The following is a 22,227-nucleotide window of genomic DNA, read 5'->3' as shown; positions in this document are numbered from 1 at the left end:
ATGGCAAAGTCTGGAGCCCTTTCCCTGGCAGGGAGAATGCTGTTGTTGGTTGGCAGTGCTTTGTTACTTTGTTTTATTTTTTTGGGCCTGGTAATCGATAAACAGGTAAAAGACCACTTCAGGCAACAGGACTTGGAAGAGCTGTTGGTGGTAAGAGATTCGGTACAAAAGATCCTAAATGATTTCGACCAATATGAACCAAGGAGCAAACTCGAGGGAGCGCTTTCCAATGCGGTAATTGGCCATCATGGGATGTTTTACGGGGTTTTTGATGAGCAGAATCAATTAATCTATCGTAATCATGATATTGCTTTTGCCCCTTTTCAAGGCTTGTCAGTAGATAGCTTGGAACCACCTGAAACCAAGACCTGGAAAGAACATGACCTGCATCTACGCGGGGTTCACAGAGAGGTCCAACTCCCCTGGGGGCAAAAGGGTAAAGTGCTGCTTGCACGGAATATCGGATTTCATATGCAATTTCTCAAAGACCTCCATCATGCTCTTTGGGGCACACTGATTTTGGTTTGGTTGCTTACGTTGGCAATAGGTTGGTTGGCCATACATTTTGGTTTACAGCCGCTTCGACATCTCACCAGGCAGATTGGTAATGTCAATACCGACAAATTGCACCTGAGGCTGGAACCTGGCCGGGTGCCTGTGGAACTTTCTCCCCTGGTGCAATCTTTTAATCGAATGATCAGCGAAGTCGAATCCGGCTTCAGGCGATTATCCAGTTTCTCTGCCGATATCGCGCACGAACTGCGCACCCCGCTAACGGCATTAGCCATGCAGACCCAAGTGTCCCTCAGCCAGGCGAGAACTAGCGATGAATATCAGGAAATTCTGTATTCCAACCTTGAAGAAATCGAGAGGTTGATCACGATGGTCAACGACATGTTGTGGCTGGCCAAAACCGACAATGGCCTGGTGCAGCTTGACCTTCGGCCATTGATTTTAGCCGATGAAGTCGACAAGCTGATAGAATATCTCGGTTTGTTGGCCGATGAAAAAGGCGTTCACATCAAACGTATTGGTAACTGCCAATTTGAAGGCGATAAAGGTATGTTGCAGCGCGCCCTTAGCAATTTGCTTAGCAATGCCATTCGCCATGCCAGACCCAATTCCATTGTGCAGGTGGAGTTGTTGGAATCAGATGGTCAGGTTGCTATTGTCGTCATTAACCAAGGTGATGTGATTGAAAAGCAGCAACTTGCTCATTTGTTTGACCGTTTTTACCAAGTGGATCCCGCCAGAAAAAGGCAAACTGAAGGCTCGGGGCTGGGATTGGCCTTAGTGAAATCCATCGTCGAACTTCACCAAGGAACGATTAGCGTGGAATCCGACACGGATAAGACCAAGTTCAGGCTGGTTTTCCCTAAAGCTTGATAAAGATCTGCCGCCGGTACAGCCACCGGGAGAGAACATAGAAAAGTGCCACGGTAGTCAGGGCAAAAGCCAGGGAGGCATTAATGGGACTGAATATCTGGCCAAGGGCGTTAAAGCCAAAGCGATAGGCATTGGTGCCATCGAATTTAATCAGGTGAATAAGGCAATCCACCCACAAGGAGGACAACACGTAGATGAACAGTGGATTGCTGCCATAGATCACCATCCACTGCTGGGCTTTAACCATCCCCAGGCTCTCCCGTAGCCATTCCAGTATGGCCAACAGCAAGCAGGCAAAGCCACCACTAAGCAATACATAGGCCGGAGTCCATAAGGCCTTATTGACTGGCGATGGCCACAGCAAACCCAAAAGTACCAATAAGGCGCTCCAATACAGCAAGTACCGGATCTTCGTGGAGCTGGTTTGGCAGCGACTTAGCATGGCTGCGACCTGATAACCCAATAAGGTGGTCACTATTGCGGGCAGGGTACTTAGCAACCCCTCGGGGTCGAAGGCAATGCCAAAGCCCTGATACAGATGGGTAGCACCAAACAACCACAGATCCAGTTCACGCACCAGATTACCTTCCAGACTCCAGGGATTTGCTTGTGTCAGCATTAAAAGCTGATAGGCGATAAGTAACACCGCAGCAGCGGGCCACAGGGCTTTTTTGGGAAAATAACAGACCATAAGCGCCACGGCCCCATAACACAGGGCAATACGCTGCAATACCCCCATTACCCGCCAATCCTCGGGGCTTTGGTTAAAAGGGAACAGATTTAAAAACACACCGATGGCAAATAAAAGCAGCGTGCGTTTGGCGATTTTAACCAAGGGAACTTGGCCTGGTGGCAAACGGGAAAAAGCATGGAAAATGGCGGCCCCCACTATAAACAGGAAGAAGGGGAAAACCAAATCCGTAGGCGTCAGGCCATGCCATTTGGCATGCAAAAGCGGAGGATACACATGGACCCAGGAGCCTGGCGTATTAACCAGGATCATGGCCGCCAATGTCAGGCCGCGAAAGGCATCCAGGCTCAAGTCACGGGCCATTTACCAGGCCCGTTTTTTGTGGCCCAGCAGGGCGAAATACAGGATAAAGCCGTAGCAGGGCAGCATCATCCAGTAAGCCTGCTGATTAGACAGGGTATCGGAGAGCACCCCATACATCAGCGGCAGCACCGCACCGCCGGCAATACCCATAATCAGCAGTGCCGAGCCCTTGGCGGTAAATTTACCTAAATCCTTTAACGCCAGTGGCCACACGGCCGGCCATACCAGGGCATTAGCAAAGCCGAGCAGTGCCACAAAGGCCACGGTATTGGGCAGTTCGGGTAATCCCAACCAGCCCCACAGCAGGCTGGACACCCAGGTACTCTCAGGACTACTGGTGACCACCGCTACCGACAACAGGATGCCGCCGATGGCCGAGGCCGCCAGGGCCTGCTCCTGACGGATAAAGCGTGGGATAAGAGCAAGTCCCAGCAGATAACCCAGCACCATAAACGCCATGGTATAGGAAGTCAGCGAAGTGGCATTTTCGACCCCAAGCTTAGAGCCAAACAAACCTATGGTATCCCCGGCAATCACTTCCACACCTACATAGCAAAACAGGGTAAGGGCGCCTAATACCAGTTGCGGGAAATGCAATATGGATTGCTTTTCGCCGAGACCGGCATCGAGCAAACTGGGTTCTTCAATAGCCAATTCCGGCAAGGGTGAGGCGCGCAGCAACAAGGCCAGTAAGGAGAGGGCGATGGCCATGCCTAAATAGGGCAGGATCAGGCCGTCTGCCAGCGCCTCTATTTGTGCCAGGCGCTCAGCCGGCGCCATCTCAGAGACAGACTTGGCGCTTATCCCGGAAAAATCACCGAGCACCAAAGCAGTAAAGACGATTGGCGCGATCACCCCGGCGCCCTTGTTAAGCAAGCCCATCACCGAAATACGTGCGGCGGCGCTTTCCTGCGGGCCAATATGCACGATATAAGGGTTGGAGGCGGTTTGCAGTATGGTCAGTCCGGTGCCCACCACAAATTGGGCCAGCAAGAACAGGGCAAAGGTTTGACTCATGGCCGCCGGAATAAAGCCCAAACAGCCCAGGGCAATCAGGCCAAGGCCAATGCTCATGCCGTTTTTATAGCCGGTGCGCTCCAGCACCGCCGCCATGGGCAGCGCCATCACCGTATAGGCGATATAAAAGGAGAAGGCCACGAACAGGGATTGGGTCTCGGTTAACTGACAGACAATCTGTAAAAAGGGGATCAGCGCCCCATTTAGCCAGGTGACAAAACCAAAAATAAAAAACAACGAGCCGATGATCAGCATCGGCATCAGGCTGCTCGTCTTGGGTGTGCTTGTCATGGTGGTTTCCATATTAGTTACCTTGAAGTTGCTGGCGATGGCCGCCAATCCAGCTTTGTTGTACTTGCAGATTGTCATCCAGTAAGACCATATCGGCCCGATAACCGGCTTTTAGCGCTCCCAGCTCATTGCCCAGGCCCAAGAAGGCTGCCGGGCTGGAAGACGCCATTTGCAGGGCGTTTTCTAAGGGAAAGCCGAGATCGCGGTGGCAATGGCGCACTGCCGTGGCCATGTCCAGTGCCGACCCTGCAAGGGTGCCGTCATCCAGGGTCAGCTTGTCGCCTACACGGTGAATTTCCACATCGAAATAAGGCAGGGAAGGGTTGCTGGAGCCTACGTGAGCCATGGCATCTGTCACCAACATGATACGGGATGCGCCCTTGGCCTTAATGGCAACCTTGGCGCACAAAGAGTGAACATGGTGGTGATCGAGAATCAGACCGCAATAGCTGTTGTCATCGGCCAGCGCCGTCCCCACCATACCTGGCGCCCGGCTCTGCATCGGCGACATGGCGTTAAACAAATGCGTAAAGCCACTGGCGCCCGCTTCCAGAGCGGCAATGACGGTTTCGGCATCGGCATTGGAATGGCCAAGGCAAACCCGCACGCCCTTGCTTACCAGTTCACGGATAATATCCACCGGCACGGTCTCAGGCGCAATGGTCAGTATGACCTTGCCCAGATCCTGGCGACAATACAGGGCTAACTCCGCATCGCTTGGCGGGCGAATAAATTCACTTTTATGGATGCCACGCTTGGGCACACTTAAATGCGGGCCTTCAAAATGCACCCCGAGAATCCCCGGGACATTGGCGGCGATGGCCCTTGCCACCGCATCGGCCGCCTTTTCGATAACCAGCAACTCATCGGTGATCAGGGTAGGTAGCATCGCGGTAGTGCCAAAGGCACTGTGTGCTTGCAGGATATCCGACAAGGCCTGCACGGTGGGAGTGGCATTAAAAAGTACGCCGCCGCCACCGTTAACCTGTACGTCGATAAAGCCAGGCACCAGCATGCCGTAAAAGCATTGCTCATGCGCAGACTGAGGCTCAATGATGGCGGTAATCCGACCATCTTGCCATTGTACGCCCTTATTCTGATGCCAGTTTTGGCCGTCGAAAAAGCGCTTGGCGATAACACGTTGATGCATAACTGTCCTAAAGGGTTTGTGTCACTTTATTGAGGCCTGCGGGTTTATCCGGATCAAATCCCAATTCCTGTGCAACCTGCTCCACATCCAGATAGAAACGCTGTAGCAGTGTCAGGGGCGCAAGGCGCGGATGCAAAGGCCTGATCTGCTGATGAAGGTTACAAATCAGGGCGCCGCGCGAGGTTATCTCGCGGATTTGCTGCTGATGGGCAGGCAAGCTCTCGTCTTCCACGGCGATATCCACGGCGGCCAGGCGTTTTTGCACCAGCGTTACCGGGCCATGCAAGAACTCGGCGCTGGAAAAGGCTTCGGCATGTACCGCGCACACTTCCTTGAGTTTTAAGGCAATTTCCCGGGCGATGGCATAACCAAATCCACGGCCAAGCACCACACAATGCCGCAAGTCCTGTACAAAGGCCAGTCCCAACTGTGGTTGACTGTCGATGGCCTGCGACAGGGCTTGTGGCAACTGCTGCAAGGCTTCAATCAAGGCCGTATTCAACTGCCAGTGAGCGACCATCTGCAGTAAGGCACTTAAGGTGCAAAGATAACTTTTGGTGGCGGCCACCGCGCGCTCTTCACCGGCCCCCACCGGCAATACCCAATTTGCCTCTGCCGCAAGGGGCGAATCCACATCATTGACTAAAGCTACCACCAAGGCGCCGGCGTTCTTAGCGGCTCTGGCCTGGGCCAGAATATCCGGGCTTCTGCCCGATTGGGAAATCAGGATCACCAGGGCACGTTCAAGCTTTAGGCGCTTACCATAAACACTGGCCACTGAAGGCGCCGATGCCGATACCGGCACCCCGCATTCGACCTCAATCAGGTACTTGGCAAACACTCCGGCATGATCAGAGGAGCCTCTGCCCACGGTCAGGACTAAAGCCGGATCGAATTTGCGAATGGCTTCGCCCAGGGCCTGGCAGGTAGATAAATTGTTAGTCAGCTGTTTGGCGATCAAGTGAGGTGTTTGGGCTGCTTCGGCAGCCATCAGACTGGTAGTTTTCATGATGCTGTATGGCCTTGTTGTTTGGCGTAAAAAATGGCGCCGAATTGCGGTGGATGCAGTGGCGTCTGAATATGCTGTTTAATGTCTTGTGAGAAAAAGGGCAGCAGGGCCTGGCTTAACCCGCCAATCATGGACAAGCGCTGAGGGCCGAAAGCCAGCAGACGCCTGGCCAGGCGCTCAAGATAATCGACGCCCTGGTAGACTAAATCGGTAGCAATAGGATCATTTTGATGGGCCAGTTCCAGCACCACAGGCGCCAGCCTGCCATAGGCTGCCGGCGGCATTTGTGCCATGGACTCGGCAAGTTCACTGGCGCTGCGCGCACCGCACTGTTCGAGCACGGCTTCGCCTAATCTGGACGGCGGTAACAGCCCATCCAATACCAACAGAGCCTGGCGCACCGCATTAATGCCCAACCAGGCGCCGCTGCCCTGGTCGCCGACTAAAAAGCCATGGCCGCCGAATTCTTTCTTTAGATCACCAACCTGCACCATACCGCAGGAGCCGGTACCGGCAATAATCACGGCACCGTCCGCTCCGTCGTGGGCGCCAAGGCATGCAATATGCAGGTCAGTGGTAAAATGCAATTGCTTGAAAGGGTGTTGCCATTCTCTGAGCAATCCGCTGTATTTATCGGACAAGTTCAATCCAGCCAGACCGGCCCCCCCGATTAGATCATGAATTCTTTCGGGCGCAAGCCCGGCATTATCCAACGCCGCTTCGGTGGCGCTTAGCATGGCGTTGACCGATTGCTCCAACCCATGGGTGGGATTGGCCGGGCCGGCAACCCCCTGCCCAAGGGGATGCCCTTCGCTATTGACGATCAAGGCCAGGCACTTACTGCCACCACCGTCTATGCCTAGGTAAAGAGGTTGTTGACTCATCGTTTTATCCTTTTGTGCCCGTCCGTTGCGCGGGAACCAGACTGACAGGGCTGGTTAGATCGAATTGTGGCAAGCGGCTTCTGAAGCGAATTTCGCTATCGCTGCTAAGGGCGCCCTGATAGAGCTGCCAGTCCTGTCCCGGCAGCTGATATTCAATGATCAGATGTGGCCATGGCTGATTAGCGAGGATCTTACCGCCCTGGCGGATCGCGCCGGGGGGCGGCAAGCGCACCAAGCGACCGGCCTTTATCAGTAGCGGCAGATAACGTTTGCTTAGCGCCTCGCTAAAGCCTTGCCAGTCAGCCAGCTGCGCCTGTCGACGCATTTCGCCAAAATACTGGGTTTGAGGACCATATTCGCGCCCGGCAACATACGGCAGCTCCCAGTCACTGTGATGCCAGGCCCGCTCGGCAAAGGCCAGTAAGCGCGGAAACAACATATAGTCGGCCTGTGCCGGGCTGCGCACGGTTTCGCTCCAAAGCTGGGCCTGAATGCCTGCGTAGCGGCTTTGTTCGGCTAAGGGGATGTCATCCTTGGCGGTATAGGCATTACCCATACGATCCGTCCACAACTCTGCATGGGCCGGTAAATTGTCAGGCATAAATTGAAACACCTGAAAACTGTCGGTACTGCGCGAGCCCCAATAATAACCAGGCTCTTTAGCATGATTCAGATAAGGAAAATCGAAATACAGCACATCGGGCAACGACAGCACCGTTTCCCAGCCCTCATTGGCAAACTGATGTGCCCGGTTATGGCCTTGCCAGAACAGGGTATCCCAGATATTGGCTTGTATTTTGGGCGCCAGGCTGTCTTTGCTGACATGACTGAGGCCATCGCTCCAGGCCGCTGCTTCGATGCCCATGTCATTGACCATGGCCGCCACCTTTTGGATAAAGTAGCCGACCAGATCTTCGGTTTTGTCGATGCCGTTGCTTGCCATCAGGGTTTGGCAGGCAGGGGATCCCTTCCAGGCACCGGCGGTTTCATCGGCACCGATATGGTAACGACCAAGGGACACACCGGCGCTTTCATGCATGGCCTTTACTTCAGACAGCACCTTGTTGATAAAGCGATAAGTGCTGTCAAGACAGGGATTTAAAGTGTTGTCATGGTAAAACTGTACTGAGGAATAACGGGTGGTGTCGGCAAACTCGCTAAGCAGAAACTCTTCAGCCTGTGCCGGCTTCTCCAGCTTGGAATAGCGCTGATAGCGCGCTTCCATGGCTTTAATGGCGGCCCTTGAATGGCCCGGCATATCCAAAGAGGGGATCACCTCGATATGTCTGTCCTTTGCATAGCGCACTATCTCCTGGTAATCATCCACGCTGTAATAGCCGTTTACCGGACTGTCGGCAAAAGGCCCGCTACCAAGCTGCGGCAGCAGACAGCGCCGCTCAGTCAGATCGTGACAGCGATAAGCACCAACCTCAGTTAGTTCTGCAAGGCCGGGGATCTGCAAACGCCAACCCTCATCATCGGCCAGATGTAAGTGCAACTTGTTAAGTTTCAGTAGCGCCATAGCATCTAGTAGCGACAATACCTGGCTTTTTGGCTGAAAGTTACGGGCCACATCAAGATGCAAACCACGAAAACCGTAACGCGGACCATCGCTATAGGTGCCTTTGGGCAGTCCTTTTTCCGATTGATACAGGCCAACCAGGCTAACCAGCCCATAGAAATAGCCGGCATCATCAGCAGCGAAAAGCCGAATGTTCTGATCAATCTCAAGGCGGTAACTTTCAGCAGCCAGGCTGTTATCTGTCTCGGCAATGATGGCCAGCCCATTGTCTGTTATATCCAGGCCAGCGGCCTGTAGCCATGTCTTTAAACCTGGCGAAGGCATTCTGAGGGAAATCCCCTTGGGTAAGGGCAGCCATTGACCGCTTAAGGCTTTATTGCTCAATGACGGAATGGTCCGCACGGTGCCCTTGGTACTTTCTTTAGGCCCATTAAGCCCCTGGTAGTAGCTATATAACCAATCTGATGTGGCGTAAGGGCTATTGTCGGTGATATGGCGTTTTTGTTGTTCGATCCTGTCAAACGGCAGGGCATGTGGTACTGATACCAGCGGGCTTTCAGCACTTGGCCGTTCCTGGGTACTGATCACAATGCGCGGCTGCAAATCCGGCGCCACAACATAATAGTTGGGCATAATGTCCGATTCGCTGACAAAGGCATGGGCGGCTTTAAGCGGGATGCTATAGCGCTGATTGGCTTTAAAACCGGCAAAAGCGGAGGTAGGCGTCAGGCGATGTAGATCACCGTTAACATGCTCAATATCGAAAAGGTCGCTGCCATCCCACTGAATCGGCCGGGTATGGCTGAAATACAATGACCAGTTTTGCAGTACCTGATCCTGGGGTAAGGTCAGACTCAGGGTCGCCAGGAAACATTGGCCCTCGGCAATCGACTGGTCACAGTCTTTAACATTCAGGTTATCCTGCACTTCATAGGTTATCTGCAACTGTGACGCCAAGTCAGACAAGGCTTGCTGCGTTACCGTGGCCGCCTGCGCCGGCGTATAAATGAGTAAGGCCAACACCGTCTGGGAAGTAAAAGAAGATAACTTGTGCAATTTCATAGTTTCGCGGCCTGTAGGAGTATTTTTACATCAACAATGACAACGCTGTCATTTATCCTATCAACTTTGATCATGGTTGCAACTCCTTCTTTAAGACACTTGTGCGTTTTTTGCGGATTGGTGGATAAAGCCCAGATATGCCGAGTGGGGCAGGGTATGCTGTTGCAGATGCCGGATGTGCTCTGCCTGGCGTGATTTCATCTGCGCCACCAGGGCTGGCGACGGGGTGAAGTGCAATTGCGGGTAATGCTGCATGCCATACAGTACATAGCGGTAATTTTCATCGGTGAAGGTGGTGGTATAGCTTCCAGCCAAATCCATAAATTCGCACACTTTATGGCGCCACAGATCAAGCAGTGCGGGCAATCCGCTGCACTGCTCAGCACTTCTGGCAGCTTGTCGCCAAAACGCACTGTCCTGACGATCGGAAAGGCAATAATGCAGCACAATAAACTGCTTAAGATCCTCATAGATACCGCACATCTGACGGTTATAGGAATCGCGGATGCGCTGCTGCGCCTCACCTGAGCCCACCGATCCAGCAAGATGAGTGGCCATCAAGCGTACGCCCAAATTGATCACATGCAGGCCGGTGGACTCGAGCGGCTCAATAAAGCCACCGGATAAGCCCAGGGCAATACAGTTGCCATGCCAGAAGGCCTCTCGTCTGCCCACCTGCATCTGCAAGTGGTTGGCTTTGCCGTCAAACTGGCCTAAATGTTCCCGCAGTTCAGCTTCGGCTTGCTCGGGTAACAGCCTGTTACCGTCATAGACATAGCCGCCACCCTGGCGGTGCATCAGATCGATCTGCCACGCCCAACCGTTAGATAAGGCCGTTGACAGGGTATAGGGTCTGGGCTCGGCTTTCAGGGGCGATTGCAGGGCAACGGCGCGATTACATGGTAAACAATGCTGGTAGCTGTGCCAGTTATCCTTATCCAGGGCATTCATCAAAATGGCGCGAAATCCGCTGCAATCGATAAAAACATCGCCGCCAATTTCACCTTGGGAGGTTTGAATACTCAAGATCCTTTCATTTTGGCAATCAACACTTTCGACCGTGGCTTCAATACGTTCCACCCCGCGAGCGATGGCGACCTCACGAAGGTAGCGTGCCATCAGGCTGGCATCCAGATGATAACCATAAGGAATTTGGCCCTGAAAGGGGCGACAGAGTCGGCTTTTGGCGCAGTGGCCTTGTGAAATCAAATGCGCGGCGCTGCTGACAGCCAGATCGTAGCGCTCATTGGCTTTCTCGTTTTGGCTTAGCCAGCAGGAGGAAATATCCCAGGGCAAGCCAGACAGATTGGCTTCAAAAGGATGGAAATACTCATGGGTTTGCCCTTCTTGGGGCTGCATCCAGTTACGAAATAAAATGCCGCTTTTAAGCGTGCCCTGGGCGGCTTGTAAGAGTTTGCTTTCATCCAGCCCCAACGCTGCAAAGAAATAGCGGATGCTATGCACCGTGGCTTCACCCACACCAATAATGCCGATATCGGCGCTTTCCACCAGGCGAATACGAGCCGGCTTATTTCCATGGGAAAAGTAGCGATTCAGATAAAGGGCAGTCATCCAACCGGCCGCACCGCCACCCACTATGGTGATTTGCATGCTCATTTATCTCCTCCTAAATGGGTTGCAGGCCATGGCGACGGATCTTATCGAGCAGCGCGCGATGGGGCTGTAACTCACTTTTCGCCTGCAGGTAGCGCCGATCCAGACGGGCCTTTTGCGCCAGAAGTGTATGGCTATCCGGCTGCTTGACCTCGGTGAAAAAGTCCATGCCATAAAGCACGTAGAGGAAATTTTCCAGATTGAAAATATGACCTTGCTGGCTGAAGTCATAGTGGCTTGGGATCTGATAGCGCCAATATTCAAGATTGTCCTTGAGCCATTCGCTCTGGCTTAGGGGCGAACGGTTATCCTGCCAAAATTCATTATCCTCGCGATCGCTAAGTACATAATGCAGCTTAATAAAGTCCAGCACCCGCTCCCAGGTTTCAAGCAGACGCTGGTTAAAACGTTTAGCCACGAGCGGCCAGTGCAGGGGGTTAGGCTGCAACAGATCGGCCAGCATTCTGGCACTGACGTCGAACATCAGCAGGCCGGTGGCTTCTAAGGGTTCGACAAAGCCCTGAGCAAGGCCAATGGCCACCACATTATGTTGCCAGGCCGATTGGCGATAGCCGACCCGCATAGGAATGCGTTTTAGGCTGATGTGACCACTGTCATCCCGTAAATAGTGGCGCAAGTCTCGCTCCGCCTGCTCATGGCTGGTGTGATTGGATGAATACACATGGCCCACCCCACGACGGTTATACAAGCCGATATCCCAAATCCATCCCGCCGACTGCGCGTGGGCTAGGGTAGCGCAAGGGATTGACTGGTTGTCGTCGGCATAGGGCACTTGTGCCGCCAGTGCATGGTCGGCGAGCAAAATGTCACCCTTATCAATAAATGGCACATGCAGGCTTTGGCCAATCAGTTTTGCCTCAAAACCGCTGCAATCCACATACAAATCAGCTTCAAAGCGCCGACCATCATCACTTAGCAAAGCAGCAATATTGCCGTTTGGATGGCGAACGACGTCACTGATGTCTGCCTGAATAACGTCAATACCGAAGGTGTTGACCCCATGTTCGGCCAGCAGGGCGGTAAATTTCCCCGCATCCAGATGGTAGGCATAGTGACAAACGCCCTGAAATTCAGCCTGATTGAAGGTTTTTGGTGCCAATCCCTGATCAATCAAACGACTCTGAATGCCCACCCATTCGGCGAAGGGTTGGCCTGGTTCGGCTTCACTTAAATAGGCTGGAATAGGATTACTGTGCAGCATGTCCGGGTAGTCGAAAGGATGGTGATATCGGTGCGCAGCTTGCCCGTTTTTCCTTACCTTCCAATCAATAAACTCGATGCTTTGCTTAAAAGTCGCGTCACAGCGCTGGATAATATCGGTTTCACTGATACCCAGATGATGCAGGCTGTTGCGAATTGCCGGTACGGTGCCTTCCCCCACACCAATGGTGGGTAACGTAGGAGATTCAATCAATATGATATTGCCCTGCAGCCCGGGAGTACTGACGAAGCGTTTGCCCATGTGGTTGGCGGCGAGCCAACCGGCCGTACCACCGCCAAGTACGATAATATTTGTCGAAGATCCGGGCCGGGGCGTTGTCATATCAGAACTCGTCCTGATGCAACTGCTGATATTTGGCGCTTAAGCGCTGAATTTGCTGCATGGAAATCAGTTGGGCATAGATAGGCGCGAGTAATCCGCGCGTATGTAGTTCTTCAATTTTATTTGAGGGCAGGGCAGCCAGGCGCTTTTCATCCACCACATAGATACCGTTCAGTTGCAGCATCTCGTTGTCCGGCATTTGCAGCTGCAATGCGCGGCTGACCAGCAAGTCATTGTCCAGTAAAAAGGTAATAAAGTGCTCGGTAATTTGACTATCTGTGACATAGCTCAGCATATTGTTTGCGCGCTTTTGCAGATAGTCACTCTGCTCTCCTTCTTCGGTAAACAAGGCCTCACCGCTATGGGCGCTAACCGAAGGATGCTGCACATCGATACACAAAATTAACTGATCATCATTTTCTTGTGCACGGCTAAACGAAAAAGGCGGATTGCGCAGGGCCTGCGGAACATAATGGCCAGGCCAATGACCATTCTGGCAATAGAGGTTTTCCCCCTGTTTTAAGCCCATCAGGGCGACACTGCGAAAACGACCGGTTTCCTGATGTTTTACGAAAATAATCGGGAATTCACAGGCAATAGCAACGAATTCACGCAATTGCACCGGGATCAACTGATCCTCAGCGAAATCTATATAGCGAGGGGTTCTTTCTACTCGCAGATGGGCATGCAACTGTGCATCAAGGGGTATTATTTTGGGCTTGTGGGACGTCATAGATTTTCCTTGTTTTTATATCCACTTTGCCCGAACCGAGCTTCGTTGAAAAGAGGGGGCTGCGGGTGCAGAATCCAAGTCTGTTGAATTGCAAAGTACTTATTCAACAGACTTGGCGTTACCCCCAACCAGGGTTAGAACTTCACGCTGACACCAGCGGTAATACGTCTGGCCTGCTCATATTCATAAAGCGGGAAGCCGTCAATAAAGCCACTGTAACGGGTCGGCACATTGTTGTTACCAAACTGCTTGGAACTCTCCTCGGTAAGGTTGTTCACATCCAGTTTCAGATCCAGGTAATCGGTCAGATGATAGACCGCGCTCAGATCCAGGGTGCCATAGTCATCATGCAAACGATTTCCATAGGCGCCGACTTCACGCAGCATATACTCATCCCGCCAGTTGTAAGACAGGCGTACCGAGAACAGATCATTCTCGTAGTAACCGGTCAGGTTATAGGCATGACGTGAACTGTCGCTGAGGATCCCGTTGCCATCAGCAGGGAAAGTATCTTCGTCGGTTTGGGTATCGGTATAGGTGTAGTTGACCAACGTGCCGAAACCATTACCGAAGTCTTGTTGGAACTGTAATTCCAAGCCCTCGATTGTGGCGTCTTTACCATTAGACTTTTCCTGTACCGTCCAGCCAAACTCCGCCTCTGCCGCTGGCAGTGGGAAAGGGATCTCGGCAGCGCTGGCATTGTATTCGGTAAAGCTGACGAAGTTTTTCACATCTTTCTTAAAGATGGCGGCCGATACCAGTGAACTTTCATCGAAATACCACTCCAGTCCCAGATCAAACTGGTTGGAGACGAAGGGTTTGAGTCCCACGTTACCGACGATCCAGAACTGGTTGTTGGGCAAGTCATCATTGCTGCCGCGCACATCGGGATTTACGTACATATCGATGTACTGAGGACGGGCCATCGTCCTGGCGGCCGAGAAGCGCAAAATCACATCGTCGGCTAAATCCATCGCCAGGTTAAAGCTAGGCAACCACTCGGCGTAATCGGCATCGGTAGACTGGCGCGCGCCATCCACATAGAAAACTGACGTGGCGTCCGTGGCCGCATAACGCAAACCGAAATTACCGCGGATATTGTCACTCTTGAACTTGGCCATCACATAAGCGGCGAAGTTATCTTCTTCGATTTCGCTGTGGGCACCGAGATCTTCGTTTTCACCAACGATACTGGCTTTGGCCCAGGCTTTGAGTGCATCGGCGTCAAACTGGATGATTTGGTAATCTCCCGCACCCACATCGATCAATCCGGCATTTAGGCCGCTGGTACTGATAGTGGGGTTGAAACCGGCCTGCTGTATATACTCATAACGCAAGCTGGTGCTTTCATGTTTGGTGAATTTCACACCGGTTTTTATGGCGTGAATGGCGCCCAGATCCACATCAAATTCCACATCACCTTGCACATAGCTTTCTTCATCTGTCTTCGGGGTACGGTTGAAGTTAGGGCCTGTGCCCATGGTCAAAGATCCGGGATCATAGGTGGAATAAGTGGCATTATTGGCGCCGATACCGTCAAACATCCAGCTTTGATAGCCATTAGTGAAGTCATAGGTGCCGTTGTTGATGGGGGTACCACCGGTACCGTCATCGACCACCATTTCGAAATCGGTGCCGCCGGAGGAATCGGTACGCCCGACCTGGAATTTCAGTTTGTAGCTGTCACCGCTGTAGTTCATTACCAGGTCCAGCACATCGGAATTCATGGTCGCTTCCCTGGGGCGGGCCTGGTAGTAAGCCACATTCAACGGGCCTTTGACCTGAGTGCGATAATCACCTTCGCCCAGCCACTCTTCAGTGACGCCGCTACCCCAGGTGGTGTCAGCCTGCGTCAGCCACAAGGCGTAGTTGGTGTTGTCCGCCTCCATTTTCATGTCCATATAATTGAGGACAAAGTCGAGTCTCTCGGACGGCGCATACTGAATGGTGGTGGTGATGGCTGAACGCTCACGATCCTGAATAAAACCAACCGGACCTGCCCCCCATTCCCAGAAAGCTTCATTGCCCTGGCGCTGCAACTGACGCTGTTGCATCACACCACTGACTAACACACCTAAATTTTCTTCCTCATTTTTCCAGCTCAGCAGGCCGGAAAACTGCGGGTCGGTTTCCTCGGAATCGCTTTGATACTGCGCTTCCAAGGAGGCGTAGGCAGTTAAAGAATCCAGATCCAGGGGCTTGCGGGTGTTGACCACCACGGTGCCGCCCACGCCGCCTTCAGCAAGATCGGCCTGGGAGCTCTTGTACACTTCCAAGTCACCAACCAGTTCAGAGGGCAACAATTCATAGTTAAAGCTGCGTTTGGCCGGCTCCAGCACAAACCAGCCGGTAGAGGCCACATTCTGCCCATTTAACGTGGTCAGGGTAAAATCAGGGCCTGCACCGCGGATAGACACGGCGGCGCCTTCACCAAACTGGCGCTGAATGGTCACACCCGGCACTCGCTGTAAGGATTCAGCCACGTTCTTGTCCGGGAATTTACCGATATCTTCGGCTGTGATGGCATCCACAATAGCATTGGAGAAGCGCTTGGCATTCAGGTTGGCTGCGGCACTGGCGCGAATGCCCTTGACCTGGATAACTTCGACTTGTTCGCCGCTGTTCGCCGCTTGTGAGTCTGTTTCTTGTTGAGCGATCGCCTGGGGGAGGGCGCCTGCGCCCAAGAGTAATGCCAGGGTGATCTTATTCAGTCTGCTTGGTGTCATGTTCCCCTCTCATCCTTTTTATTGTGATGACAGCGTTGTCATTCATGGGTAATTAAAATGACAACTACCGCAAGCAACAATTTGACAGCGTTGTCATTAACAATAAACTTACATCAAGTTTTCAGCAGTCGCAACCAAGTTTGACGAAAAAATGACAATTTTTAACCAATGCCTTCAAAAGCCTTGCCAACACTGGAATTCATCCGTCGGATAAGGTTTACTGGCGCCAACAATAAAAATATGTAGCCTCATGAAATCCACGATCAAGGAAGTGGCCCAACTGGCAGGCGTCTCGATTAAGACGGTGTCCAGGGTCATCAATAAAGAAGCCGGCGTACGCGATGACACCGTACAACGGGTGCAAGCCGCAATAAAAGAGCTAAGCTACGAGCCCAATCTGGCCGCCAGAAATCTGGCCGGCACCCGCTCTTACACCTTAGGGTATGTGTATGACAACCCCAACGCCTACTATGTGATCGATATGCAGAACGGTATTTTGGGGGAGTGCAGAGAGCAGGGCTATGAACTGATTATTCACCCTTGCAATGCCAGTTCTCCCACGATTTGTGATGAACTGAAAACCATGGTGCAGAAATCCCAACTGGCCGGGTTAGTGATCTCGCCACCACTGTCTGAAATGCCGCAAGTGTTGGCCACGCTGCAAGAAATGGATGTACAGTTTGTGCGCATTATCTCCGGCTCTGATGAAAGCCAGGAACACACCCCCTGTGTCTTTGTGCACGATAAAGAAGCCGGTAAAGAAATCACCAATCACTTAATTGCCCTGGGTCACAGCAATATCGCCTTTATCGGTGGGGATAAAGATCACCGCTCAACGGGCGAACGTTTTGAAGGCTATAAGAAGGCCTTGCAAGAACACGGGGTCCCCATAAAGCAGGAATATTTGTTCGAAGGCACCTATTCATTTGAAACCGGTGTAAAAGGCGCCAGAGCCCTGCTGGAGCAAGATGCTCCGCCTACTGCCATCTTTGCCTGTAACGATGAAATTGCCGCAGGGGCACTTTTTGCTGCCCGATTGATGGGCGTGGATGTGCCCAAGCAGTTATCTATCGCCGGTTTTGAAGACAGCCCTTTTTCCCGGCAGACCTTACCTAAACTGACGACTGCCGCTCAGCCGACTAATGTGATTGCAAAACAGGCGACAGCTCTGTTGATATCGCAAATCAAGTCCCAGCGTGGCCATCCACAACGTGGACATCAGCATAAGACAGAAGTAAGCCACCGGCATTTCGAACCGCAACTGGTGGTGCGTGAATCGACACAGCGCCAGGGGTTGTCCTGATGCAATACAACAATATCGTGGTGCTAACCGGTGCGGGGATTTCTGCCGAGTCAGGCCTTAAAACCTTCCGTGACAATGGTGGCTTATGGGAAAACCACCGGATGGAGGAGGTCGCTACACCTGAGGCTTTTGCCGCCAACCCGGAGCTGGTTTATCGCTTTTACAATGCCCGTCGCCGCCAGTTGATTGAAGGTAATGTCGGTCCCAACGCTGCCCATCAGGCCTTGGTAAAACTGGAAAATGCCTGTCAGGGAAACTTTCTGCTGGTAACCCAGAACGTCGATAATCTGCATCAGCGGGCCGGTAGCAAAGCCATGGTGGCCATGCACGGCGAGTTACTCAAAGCCCGCTGCATTCAAAGCGGGCAGGTGGTGGACTGCGAGGTGGATATTGACGACAACAGCCGTTGTCGTTGCTGCCAGCCCACTCAGGGCATGCGACCGCATATTGTGTGGTTTGGCGAGATGCCACTGTATATGGACAGGATTTTGGATGCCCTTTGGCAGGCGGATCTGTTTATTGCCATTGGCACCTCGGGTGAAGTTTATCCGGCAGCGGGCTTCGCCGAACAGGCCGCTTCTGCGGGAGCCCACACCGTCGAGCTGAATCTTCAGTCCAGCCGCGGCCATTTTAACGAAAAACATCAGGGACCGGCTTCCACTTTGGTGCCAGCCTATGTTGATGCTTTGCTTGCCGGGCGAAGTGGTTTGTAAGGAGTATTGAAGTCGATGTTAGTGCAGTTACAACCATACTGGCTGGAGTTTGTCACCATTGCTACCGTGCATTTGCTGGCGGTGGCCAGCCCTGGTCCGGATTTTGCGATTGTGCTTAAGCACAGTATTAATTACGGCAAACGGGCCGCCATTATCACCAGTGTGGGCATTGGCCTGGCCATCCTTCTGCATGTGGCCTACTCGCTATTGGGCATTGGGATCCTGATCCAGACCACGCCTTGGTTGTTTCAAGCCTTAAGTTATGCTGCAGCCGCTTATCTGGCTTATATCGGTATACAGGCCATTCGCGCCACCGCGAATACCGGCAGCATGGCGGAAAAAGGGGAGATGCCTGAGCGGCAGATATCCGACAAGAAAGCCTTTGTGACCGGCTTTTTAACCAATGGCCTTAATCCCAAAGCGACACTGTTCTTTTTGTCTTTGTTTGCGGTGGTCATTTCCGCGCAAACCCCTAACGAGATAAAAGTGGTATATGGCCTTTACCTGGCCTTTGCTACGGGTCTTTGGTTTATTGCCTTATCTTTGGTGCTGAGTTCGTTGAGAGTACGCAGCTTCTTGCGTCGTCAGGGACATTGGTTTGACCGCCTGATGGGGGTATTGCTGATTGCTCTGGCGGTTAAGTTGGTGTGGCCGGTTTAAAGATTCCTGCAAACCGGCCACTCAGGGGATCAGCTGGATTTGGCGGTTACATCGCCTACACCGACTTCTACCTTAACATCATATTGTCCGTTACCGCGCCAGCTCACTTCCTCACTGACGATGGCGCGTTCACTGCGGTAATTCTCGAAGCCTCGTAAGCTGGCACCGCCAACACCGGCTTCCAGTTCAATACTGCGGTATTCGCTGCCGGTCAGCTCCACATGGGCAGAGCCTACACCGACATCCACGTCCAGATCACGAGCGGTGCCCTCAACCTCGACACTGCCGACACCAAGATCGATGCTGATGGCAGCACTTCGGGGTACCGCAATCACCCAATGCTGCTCAGTATCGTCTTCATCAATCTCCAGGCGAACCCTGTCACCGCTGATCTCTTTCTTAACCTTGACGTCATTTAAATCCGCAGAAGAAAACCAGTGTCCATTGGCTTCCTCCACCTCAACGCGATAGGAGAGGGTGTCACCATCGTGGGTTCTGAGCTCAATTTCACCAACGGGGACATCCAACACAATACGTGCGTCGGCGGGCACCGCAAAATTGTCCTCCAGCACCACCACGTCTTTGGCAAAGGCGCTTACGCTCAGGGCCAGGAAAAGGGGAGAAAGTTTAGCAATTTTCATGGAGTTTCCTTTTTACAATCCTGCTTGAGCAGGGATTTTTTGTCTTCGTTGGCAAGAGATTGCAATCTGGATGCCACTAATTTAATTCAATATATTCATAGGCTTATGATTTCTATGCATGGAGGCTTCGGCTAATCTTGGTCAATCAGACTAACAATTAGGATATTTAACAAAGCGCACTAGGCCACCTTCCAATTGCCGACTTTTTCCGTAACGGCTGTTATCATAGTCGCCGTTGTAGTACGGAAGGTTTAATCTGTGACCGAAAAAAAACGCATGACCCTCGGCGGAAGTCTTGAAACGGCCATGAACGGCCAATACCAACTCGATGTAAAGGCCGTATTCAAAGAAGGCTGGAGTCTGACGCAGCTCACTAAATGGCGCATGGTGCAGGCTATTTTACTGGTCTTCTGTATCTTTTTAATTGCCAGCATGGTGCTGGTGCAAATTGCCCAATTTCACGGCCTGGACGTGACTTCGTCCGGTGTGCAGATGGTTAGCCAACTGATGCTGACACTGATTTCTGCACCTTTAATGACCGGTCTGATTATGATGGGCGTCAATCATGCGATCGGCGGTATTTCCAAGCCTTCTCATTTATTCCATTTTCTGCCCAAAACCTTGGTGTTAGCCCTGGCCGCCATGTTAGTGGGCATACTGGTACAACTGGGGCTGTTACTGATTCTACCCGGACTTTACTTTATTGTTGCCTGCAGTTTTGTGATGCCACTGATTGTAGAAAAAGGCCTGCCACCATTGCGGGCCATTTATGTTTCCATTCGTGTCGTTACCCACAAATGGAAAGAGTTTATTTTGCTACATCTGGTCTTCCTGGGCCTGTTCCTGTTGGTCGCACTAACCTTTGGTGTAGCACTGATTTGGGTCGCGCCACTGTATTACAATGTCACCGGCATTTTATATCGTGATATTTTCGGGGTAACAGTGACCACCTACGAAGCGGACCCTAGTGGTGCCACAGAGAGTATTTTCCATGCCTAACAGCCCGTTAAGGCAGCTTCTTCGCGCGCTGTTTCTGGTGCTGGTGATGGCCGCATTTCTGTATCCTTTTCTGAAATCAGAAGAAGAGATCATCAACCTGCCAGAGCCGGTGGAAATTTCGGTTAGGATGCCGGATTTCAGTGCCATTGAGGACATTGAAGAAAAAAAGCAGGCGTTTTTTGCCTACTTGCGCCCAGCGGTGGAATACCACAATCAGCTCATTCTTAAAGAGCGCAGTTTGCTGCAAGCCATACGTCAAAAGCTGATTGTAGGTGAACCGCTTCCACGCCTTTACCGGCGTAAATTGGAACAACTGAGTCGCAAATACGAGCTTGAAAAGCCGCCAACAGACGTAGAAGGCATCAGCCGTTTGATGCGCCGCGTGGACATTGTGCCCATGGAGTTGGTGCTGGCACAGGCAGCCAACGAGTCAGCCTGGGGCACTTCACGCTTTGCTACCGACGGATACAACTTTTTTGGAATGTGGTGTTATAAACGCGGTTGTGGTTTTGTGCCCACCGCCAGACGTAGCGGCGCCAGCCATGAAGTGGCCAAGTTCCGTGATCTGTCACATGCAGTCAGCGCCTATATGCAAAATATCAACAGCCATTATGCCTACAGCGAGCTCCGTGCTATTCGTGCCAGCTTGCGACGCAACCAGCAGCCCATTATTGCCGAGCGCTTAGTGGATGGACTGATGAGCTACTCCGAACGCGGGCAGGATTACATTGATGAACTGCTGCAAATGATCCGTATTAACAAGAAGTACATGACCTCATGAAGTTATTCCCTCTCGCTTTGCTGACCTCTTTACCCTTTGCCACCCTGGCAGAGCCTTTGGAAATAGAGTACAGCGCACTGTACAGCCATGTGAAAAAGCTGGACGAAGAGTCCATGCCATCCCTGCAATTTGCTTTTGGTTTTGTACATGTGGGCACACGTCAGTTGTGTGATATCACATCGGCTTATATCCATACACAAAAACAGGATATGCCCCTTGTCGTCAGTAAAGAGCAACGTTTCACTGTGCCCAATGAAAGAGCATTAAAGCTGGCCAATGCTACGGTCCGTCTGGAGTTAGGGCAGGCGGCCAACCAATGTGATATGTCGGTGCAGTTGGAAACCAAGCCAGAGGTACTCAAGTCCCAGTACAACATAGAAGAATTACGCGGGTTATTTGCCGAATACGACGCTTTCTTCGACGAAATGGGCGGCTTCTTGTCGTTTATGATGCCAGATGTAAAAGGCTTGATGCTGCAGATGCCGGAAGGCAGTGGCGCTGCCAGCCTAAATGATCAGCCTGTGGCCCTGCCGGTACAAAATGGCCGCTGGGTGCTGGACAAAGCCTTTTTGGAAGGGCAGGGACAATTAACGCTACCGGTCAGCCCCCTGCGTATTACCGCTTTAACGGAGTAATTCCAACCGCAACAGGTCGCCGCTTGAATCTATTAAAAGGCCCGACCGCTCTGGCAAAGACGACCGACAAATAGCATTGTTTAGGTCGTCTTTCTCTATATTAATAATTTCTTTGAATATCACTGTATTTTAATACAGACAGTGTTTAATCCAGGCTTTCAAATCAAGCCATTTCCGGCTGTCGCTGAAAAAGCTGGAAAACGGACAAGGCGTGAAATACAGTGAAGATTCAAAGATTTGACCAAGGCAGGCAAAAATCCGGTCAGGGAACATAGACGACAGCTGTCGCTTTACACGCCATATAGCGCATAGACCGACACCCGCTACCTATCTCCCTTAGCCCGACACCTGCCGTATACTAAGCTACATGGACTCCCCCGTTTGTCAAAACAATAGCTACACTTTATTTTGATGTTGGGTTGGGACTGCCGCTCTACATTCGGCCTGTTAATGGGCATTTATCGCCCTGGCCATGATGAATCT

18 protein-coding genes are annotated in these 22,227 nt (G+C 52.1%); 7 read left to right on the top strand and 11 right to left on the bottom strand.

Features of this window, described 5'->3' with window-relative positions:
- On the top strand, window positions 1-1,386 hold the full coding sequence (locus P2G88_RS16615) for a heavy metal sensor histidine kinase (RefSeq protein WP_275797995.1): 1,386 nt from the start codon (window positions 1-3) through the stop codon (window positions 1,384-1,386).
- Here the strand turns inward: P2G88_RS16615 and P2G88_RS16610 are convergent.
- The 10 genes from P2G88_RS16610 to P2G88_RS16565 all read right to left on the bottom strand — a co-directional run bounded on the left by P2G88_RS16610 (window position 1,376) and on the right by P2G88_RS16565 (window position 16,012).
- Window positions 1,376-2,440 (bottom strand): heparan-alpha-glucosaminide N-acetyltransferase domain-containing protein, encoded by a 1,065-nt coding sequence (locus tag P2G88_RS16610; protein WP_275797994.1) that lies wholly within the window; start codon window positions 2,438-2,440, stop codon window positions 1,376-1,378. The genes P2G88_RS16615 and P2G88_RS16610 overlap by 11 nt on opposite strands.
- Window positions 2,441-3,760 carry a sugar MFS transporter gene (locus P2G88_RS16605; RefSeq protein ID WP_275797992.1) on the bottom strand — a complete coding sequence of 440 codons (1,320 nt, stop codon included), beginning with the start codon at window positions 3,758-3,760 and terminating at the stop codon, window positions 2,441-2,443. It lies immediately after the preceding gene.
- 1 nt (window position 3,761) lies between these two features.
- Complete coding sequence (nagA, locus tag P2G88_RS16600; RefSeq protein ID WP_275797990.1) at window positions 3,762-4,898, bottom strand: N-acetylglucosamine-6-phosphate deacetylase; 1,137 nt, start codon at window positions 4,896-4,898, stop codon at window positions 3,762-3,764.
- A gap of 7 nt (window positions 4,899-4,905) precedes the next feature.
- Window positions 4,906-5,907: an SIS domain-containing protein gene (locus P2G88_RS16595; RefSeq protein ID WP_275797988.1), complete on the bottom strand. Its 1,002-nt coding sequence runs from the start codon at window positions 5,905-5,907 to the stop codon at window positions 4,906-4,908.
- Window positions 5,904-6,791, bottom strand: a complete 888-nt coding sequence (locus P2G88_RS16590) for a BadF/BadG/BcrA/BcrD ATPase family protein (RefSeq protein WP_275797986.1) — start codon at window positions 6,789-6,791, stop codon at window positions 5,904-5,906. Before P2G88_RS16590 ends, P2G88_RS16595 begins: the two co-directional genes overlap by 4 nt.
- A gap of 4 nt (window positions 6,792-6,795) precedes the next feature.
- Window positions 6,796-9,375: a family 20 glycosylhydrolase gene (locus tag P2G88_RS16585; protein WP_275797984.1), complete on the bottom strand. Its 2,580-nt coding sequence runs from the start codon at window positions 9,373-9,375 to the stop codon at window positions 6,796-6,798.
- A 90-nt stretch (window positions 9,376-9,465) separates the two neighbouring features.
- The gene (locus tag P2G88_RS16580; RefSeq protein ID WP_275797982.1) at window positions 9,466-10,992 is read right to left on the bottom strand and encodes a tryptophan halogenase family protein; all 1,527 of its coding nucleotides are present in this window, start codon (window positions 10,990-10,992) and stop codon (window positions 9,466-9,468) included.
- Between the two features lie 10 nt (window positions 10,993-11,002).
- A complete protein-coding gene (locus tag P2G88_RS16575) occupies window positions 11,003-12,553 on the bottom strand; it encodes a tryptophan halogenase family protein (RefSeq protein WP_275797980.1) in 1,551 nt (516 codons plus the stop codon).
- Window position 12,554: 1 nt separating this feature from the next.
- Complete coding sequence (locus P2G88_RS16570; RefSeq protein WP_275797978.1) at window positions 12,555-13,286, bottom strand: SapC family protein; 732 nt, start codon at window positions 13,284-13,286, stop codon at window positions 12,555-12,557.
- Window positions 13,287-13,420: 134 nt separating this feature from the next.
- Window positions 13,421-16,012 (bottom strand): TonB-dependent receptor, encoded by a 2,592-nt coding sequence (locus P2G88_RS16565; RefSeq protein ID WP_275797976.1) that lies wholly within the window; start codon window positions 16,010-16,012, stop codon window positions 13,421-13,423.
- Window positions 16,013-16,262: 250 nt separating this feature from the next.
- Between P2G88_RS16565 and P2G88_RS16560 the strand changes: the two genes are divergently transcribed.
- From P2G88_RS16560 to P2G88_RS16550, 3 genes are read left to right on the top strand one after another with little or no spacing between them, the layout of a single operon-like run.
- Entirely contained in the window at window positions 16,263-17,315 is a 1,053-nt protein-coding gene (locus tag P2G88_RS16560) for a LacI family DNA-binding transcriptional regulator (protein ID WP_275797974.1), read from the top strand.
- Entirely contained in the window at window positions 17,315-18,028 is a 714-nt protein-coding gene (gene cobB / locus P2G88_RS16555) for a Sir2 family NAD+-dependent deacetylase (RefSeq protein WP_275797972.1), read from the top strand. The genes P2G88_RS16560 and cobB overlap by 1 nt, the downstream gene beginning before the upstream one ends.
- Window positions 18,029-18,043: 15 nt before the next feature.
- Window positions 18,044-18,688: a LysE family translocator gene (locus P2G88_RS16550; RefSeq protein ID WP_275797969.1), complete on the top strand. Its 645-nt coding sequence runs from the start codon at window positions 18,044-18,046 to the stop codon at window positions 18,686-18,688.
- A 29-nt stretch (window positions 18,689-18,717) separates the two neighbouring features.
- Here the strand turns inward: P2G88_RS16550 and P2G88_RS16545 are convergent, their stop codons facing one another.
- On the bottom strand, window positions 18,718-19,329 hold the full coding sequence (locus tag P2G88_RS16545; protein WP_275797968.1) for a hypothetical protein: 612 nt from the start codon (window positions 19,327-19,329) through the stop codon (window positions 18,718-18,720).
- A gap of 258 nt (window positions 19,330-19,587) precedes the next feature.
- On the opposite strand from P2G88_RS16545, the gene P2G88_RS16540 reads away from it, so the two are divergent.
- The 3 genes from P2G88_RS16540 to P2G88_RS16530 are packed head-to-tail and all read left to right on the top strand — an operon-like array spanning window position 19,588 to window position 21,744.
- Complete coding sequence (locus P2G88_RS16540; protein ID WP_275797966.1) at window positions 19,588-20,328, top strand: hypothetical protein; 741 nt, start codon at window positions 19,588-19,590, stop codon at window positions 20,326-20,328.
- On the top strand, window positions 20,321-21,109 hold the full coding sequence (locus tag P2G88_RS16535) for a glucosaminidase domain-containing protein (protein WP_275797964.1): 789 nt from the start codon (window positions 20,321-20,323) through the stop codon (window positions 21,107-21,109). The genes P2G88_RS16540 and P2G88_RS16535 overlap by 8 nt, the downstream gene beginning before the upstream one ends.
- Entirely contained in the window at window positions 21,106-21,744 is a 639-nt protein-coding gene (locus P2G88_RS16530) for a DUF2987 domain-containing protein (RefSeq protein ID WP_275797961.1), read from the top strand. Before P2G88_RS16535 ends, P2G88_RS16530 begins: the two co-directional genes overlap by 4 nt.
- The last annotated feature ends 483 nt before the right edge of the window (window positions 21,745-22,227 follow it).

The organism is Aliiglaciecola sp. CAU 1673 (assembly GCF_029223185.1).
GTDB lineage: Bacteria > Pseudomonadota > Gammaproteobacteria > Enterobacterales > Alteromonadaceae > Bowmanella.
This window is presented reverse-complemented; position numbering and strand designations above follow the sequence as displayed.

Bases quoted from the DNA above. Each gene is read 5' to 3' on its own strand.
- P2G88_RS16615 (WP_275797995.1), top strand. From the start codon at position 1: ATGGCAAAGTCTGGAGCCCTTTCCCTGGCAGGGAGAATGCTGTTGTTG.
- P2G88_RS16610 (WP_275797994.1), bottom strand. From the start codon at position 2,440: ATGGCCCGTGACTTGAGCCTGGATGCCTTTCGCGGCCTGACATTGGCG.
- P2G88_RS16605 (WP_275797992.1), bottom strand. From the start codon at position 3,760: ATGGAAACCACCATGACAAGCACACCCAAGACGAGCAGCCTGATGCCG.
- nagA (WP_275797990.1), bottom strand. From the start codon at position 4,898: ATGCATCAACGTGTTATCGCCAAGCGCTTTTTCGACGGCCAAAACTGG.
- P2G88_RS16595 (WP_275797988.1), bottom strand. From the start codon at position 5,907: ATGAAAACTACCAGTCTGATGGCTGCCGAAGCAGCCCAAACACCTCAC.
- P2G88_RS16590 (WP_275797986.1), bottom strand. From the start codon at position 6,791: ATGAGTCAACAACCTCTTTACCTAGGCATAGACGGTGGTGGCAGTAAG.
- P2G88_RS16585 (WP_275797984.1), bottom strand. From the start codon at position 9,375: ATGAAATTGCACAAGTTATCTTCTTTTACTTCCCAGACGGTGTTGGCC.
- P2G88_RS16580 (WP_275797982.1), bottom strand. From the start codon at position 10,992: ATGAGCATGCAAATCACCATAGTGGGTGGCGGTGCGGCCGGTTGGATG.
- P2G88_RS16575 (WP_275797980.1), bottom strand. From the start codon at position 12,553: ATGACAACGCCCCGGCCCGGATCTTCGACAAATATTATCGTACTTGGC.
- P2G88_RS16570 (WP_275797978.1), bottom strand. From the start codon at position 13,286: ATGACGTCCCACAAGCCCAAAATAATACCCCTTGATGCACAGTTGCAT.
- P2G88_RS16565 (WP_275797976.1), bottom strand. From the start codon at position 16,012: ATGACACCAAGCAGACTGAATAAGATCACCCTGGCATTACTCTTGGGC.
- P2G88_RS16560 (WP_275797974.1), top strand. From the start codon at position 16,263: ATGAAATCCACGATCAAGGAAGTGGCCCAACTGGCAGGCGTCTCGATT.
- cobB (WP_275797972.1), top strand. From the start codon at position 17,315: ATGCAATACAACAATATCGTGGTGCTAACCGGTGCGGGGATTTCTGCC.
- P2G88_RS16550 (WP_275797969.1), top strand. From the start codon at position 18,044: ATGTTAGTGCAGTTACAACCATACTGGCTGGAGTTTGTCACCATTGCT.
- P2G88_RS16545 (WP_275797968.1), bottom strand. From the start codon at position 19,329: ATGAAAATTGCTAAACTTTCTCCCCTTTTCCTGGCCCTGAGCGTAAGC.
- P2G88_RS16535 (WP_275797964.1), top strand. From the start codon at position 20,321: ATGCCTAACAGCCCGTTAAGGCAGCTTCTTCGCGCGCTGTTTCTGGTG.
- P2G88_RS16530 (WP_275797961.1), top strand. From the start codon at position 21,106: ATGAAGTTATTCCCTCTCGCTTTGCTGACCTCTTTACCCTTTGCCACC.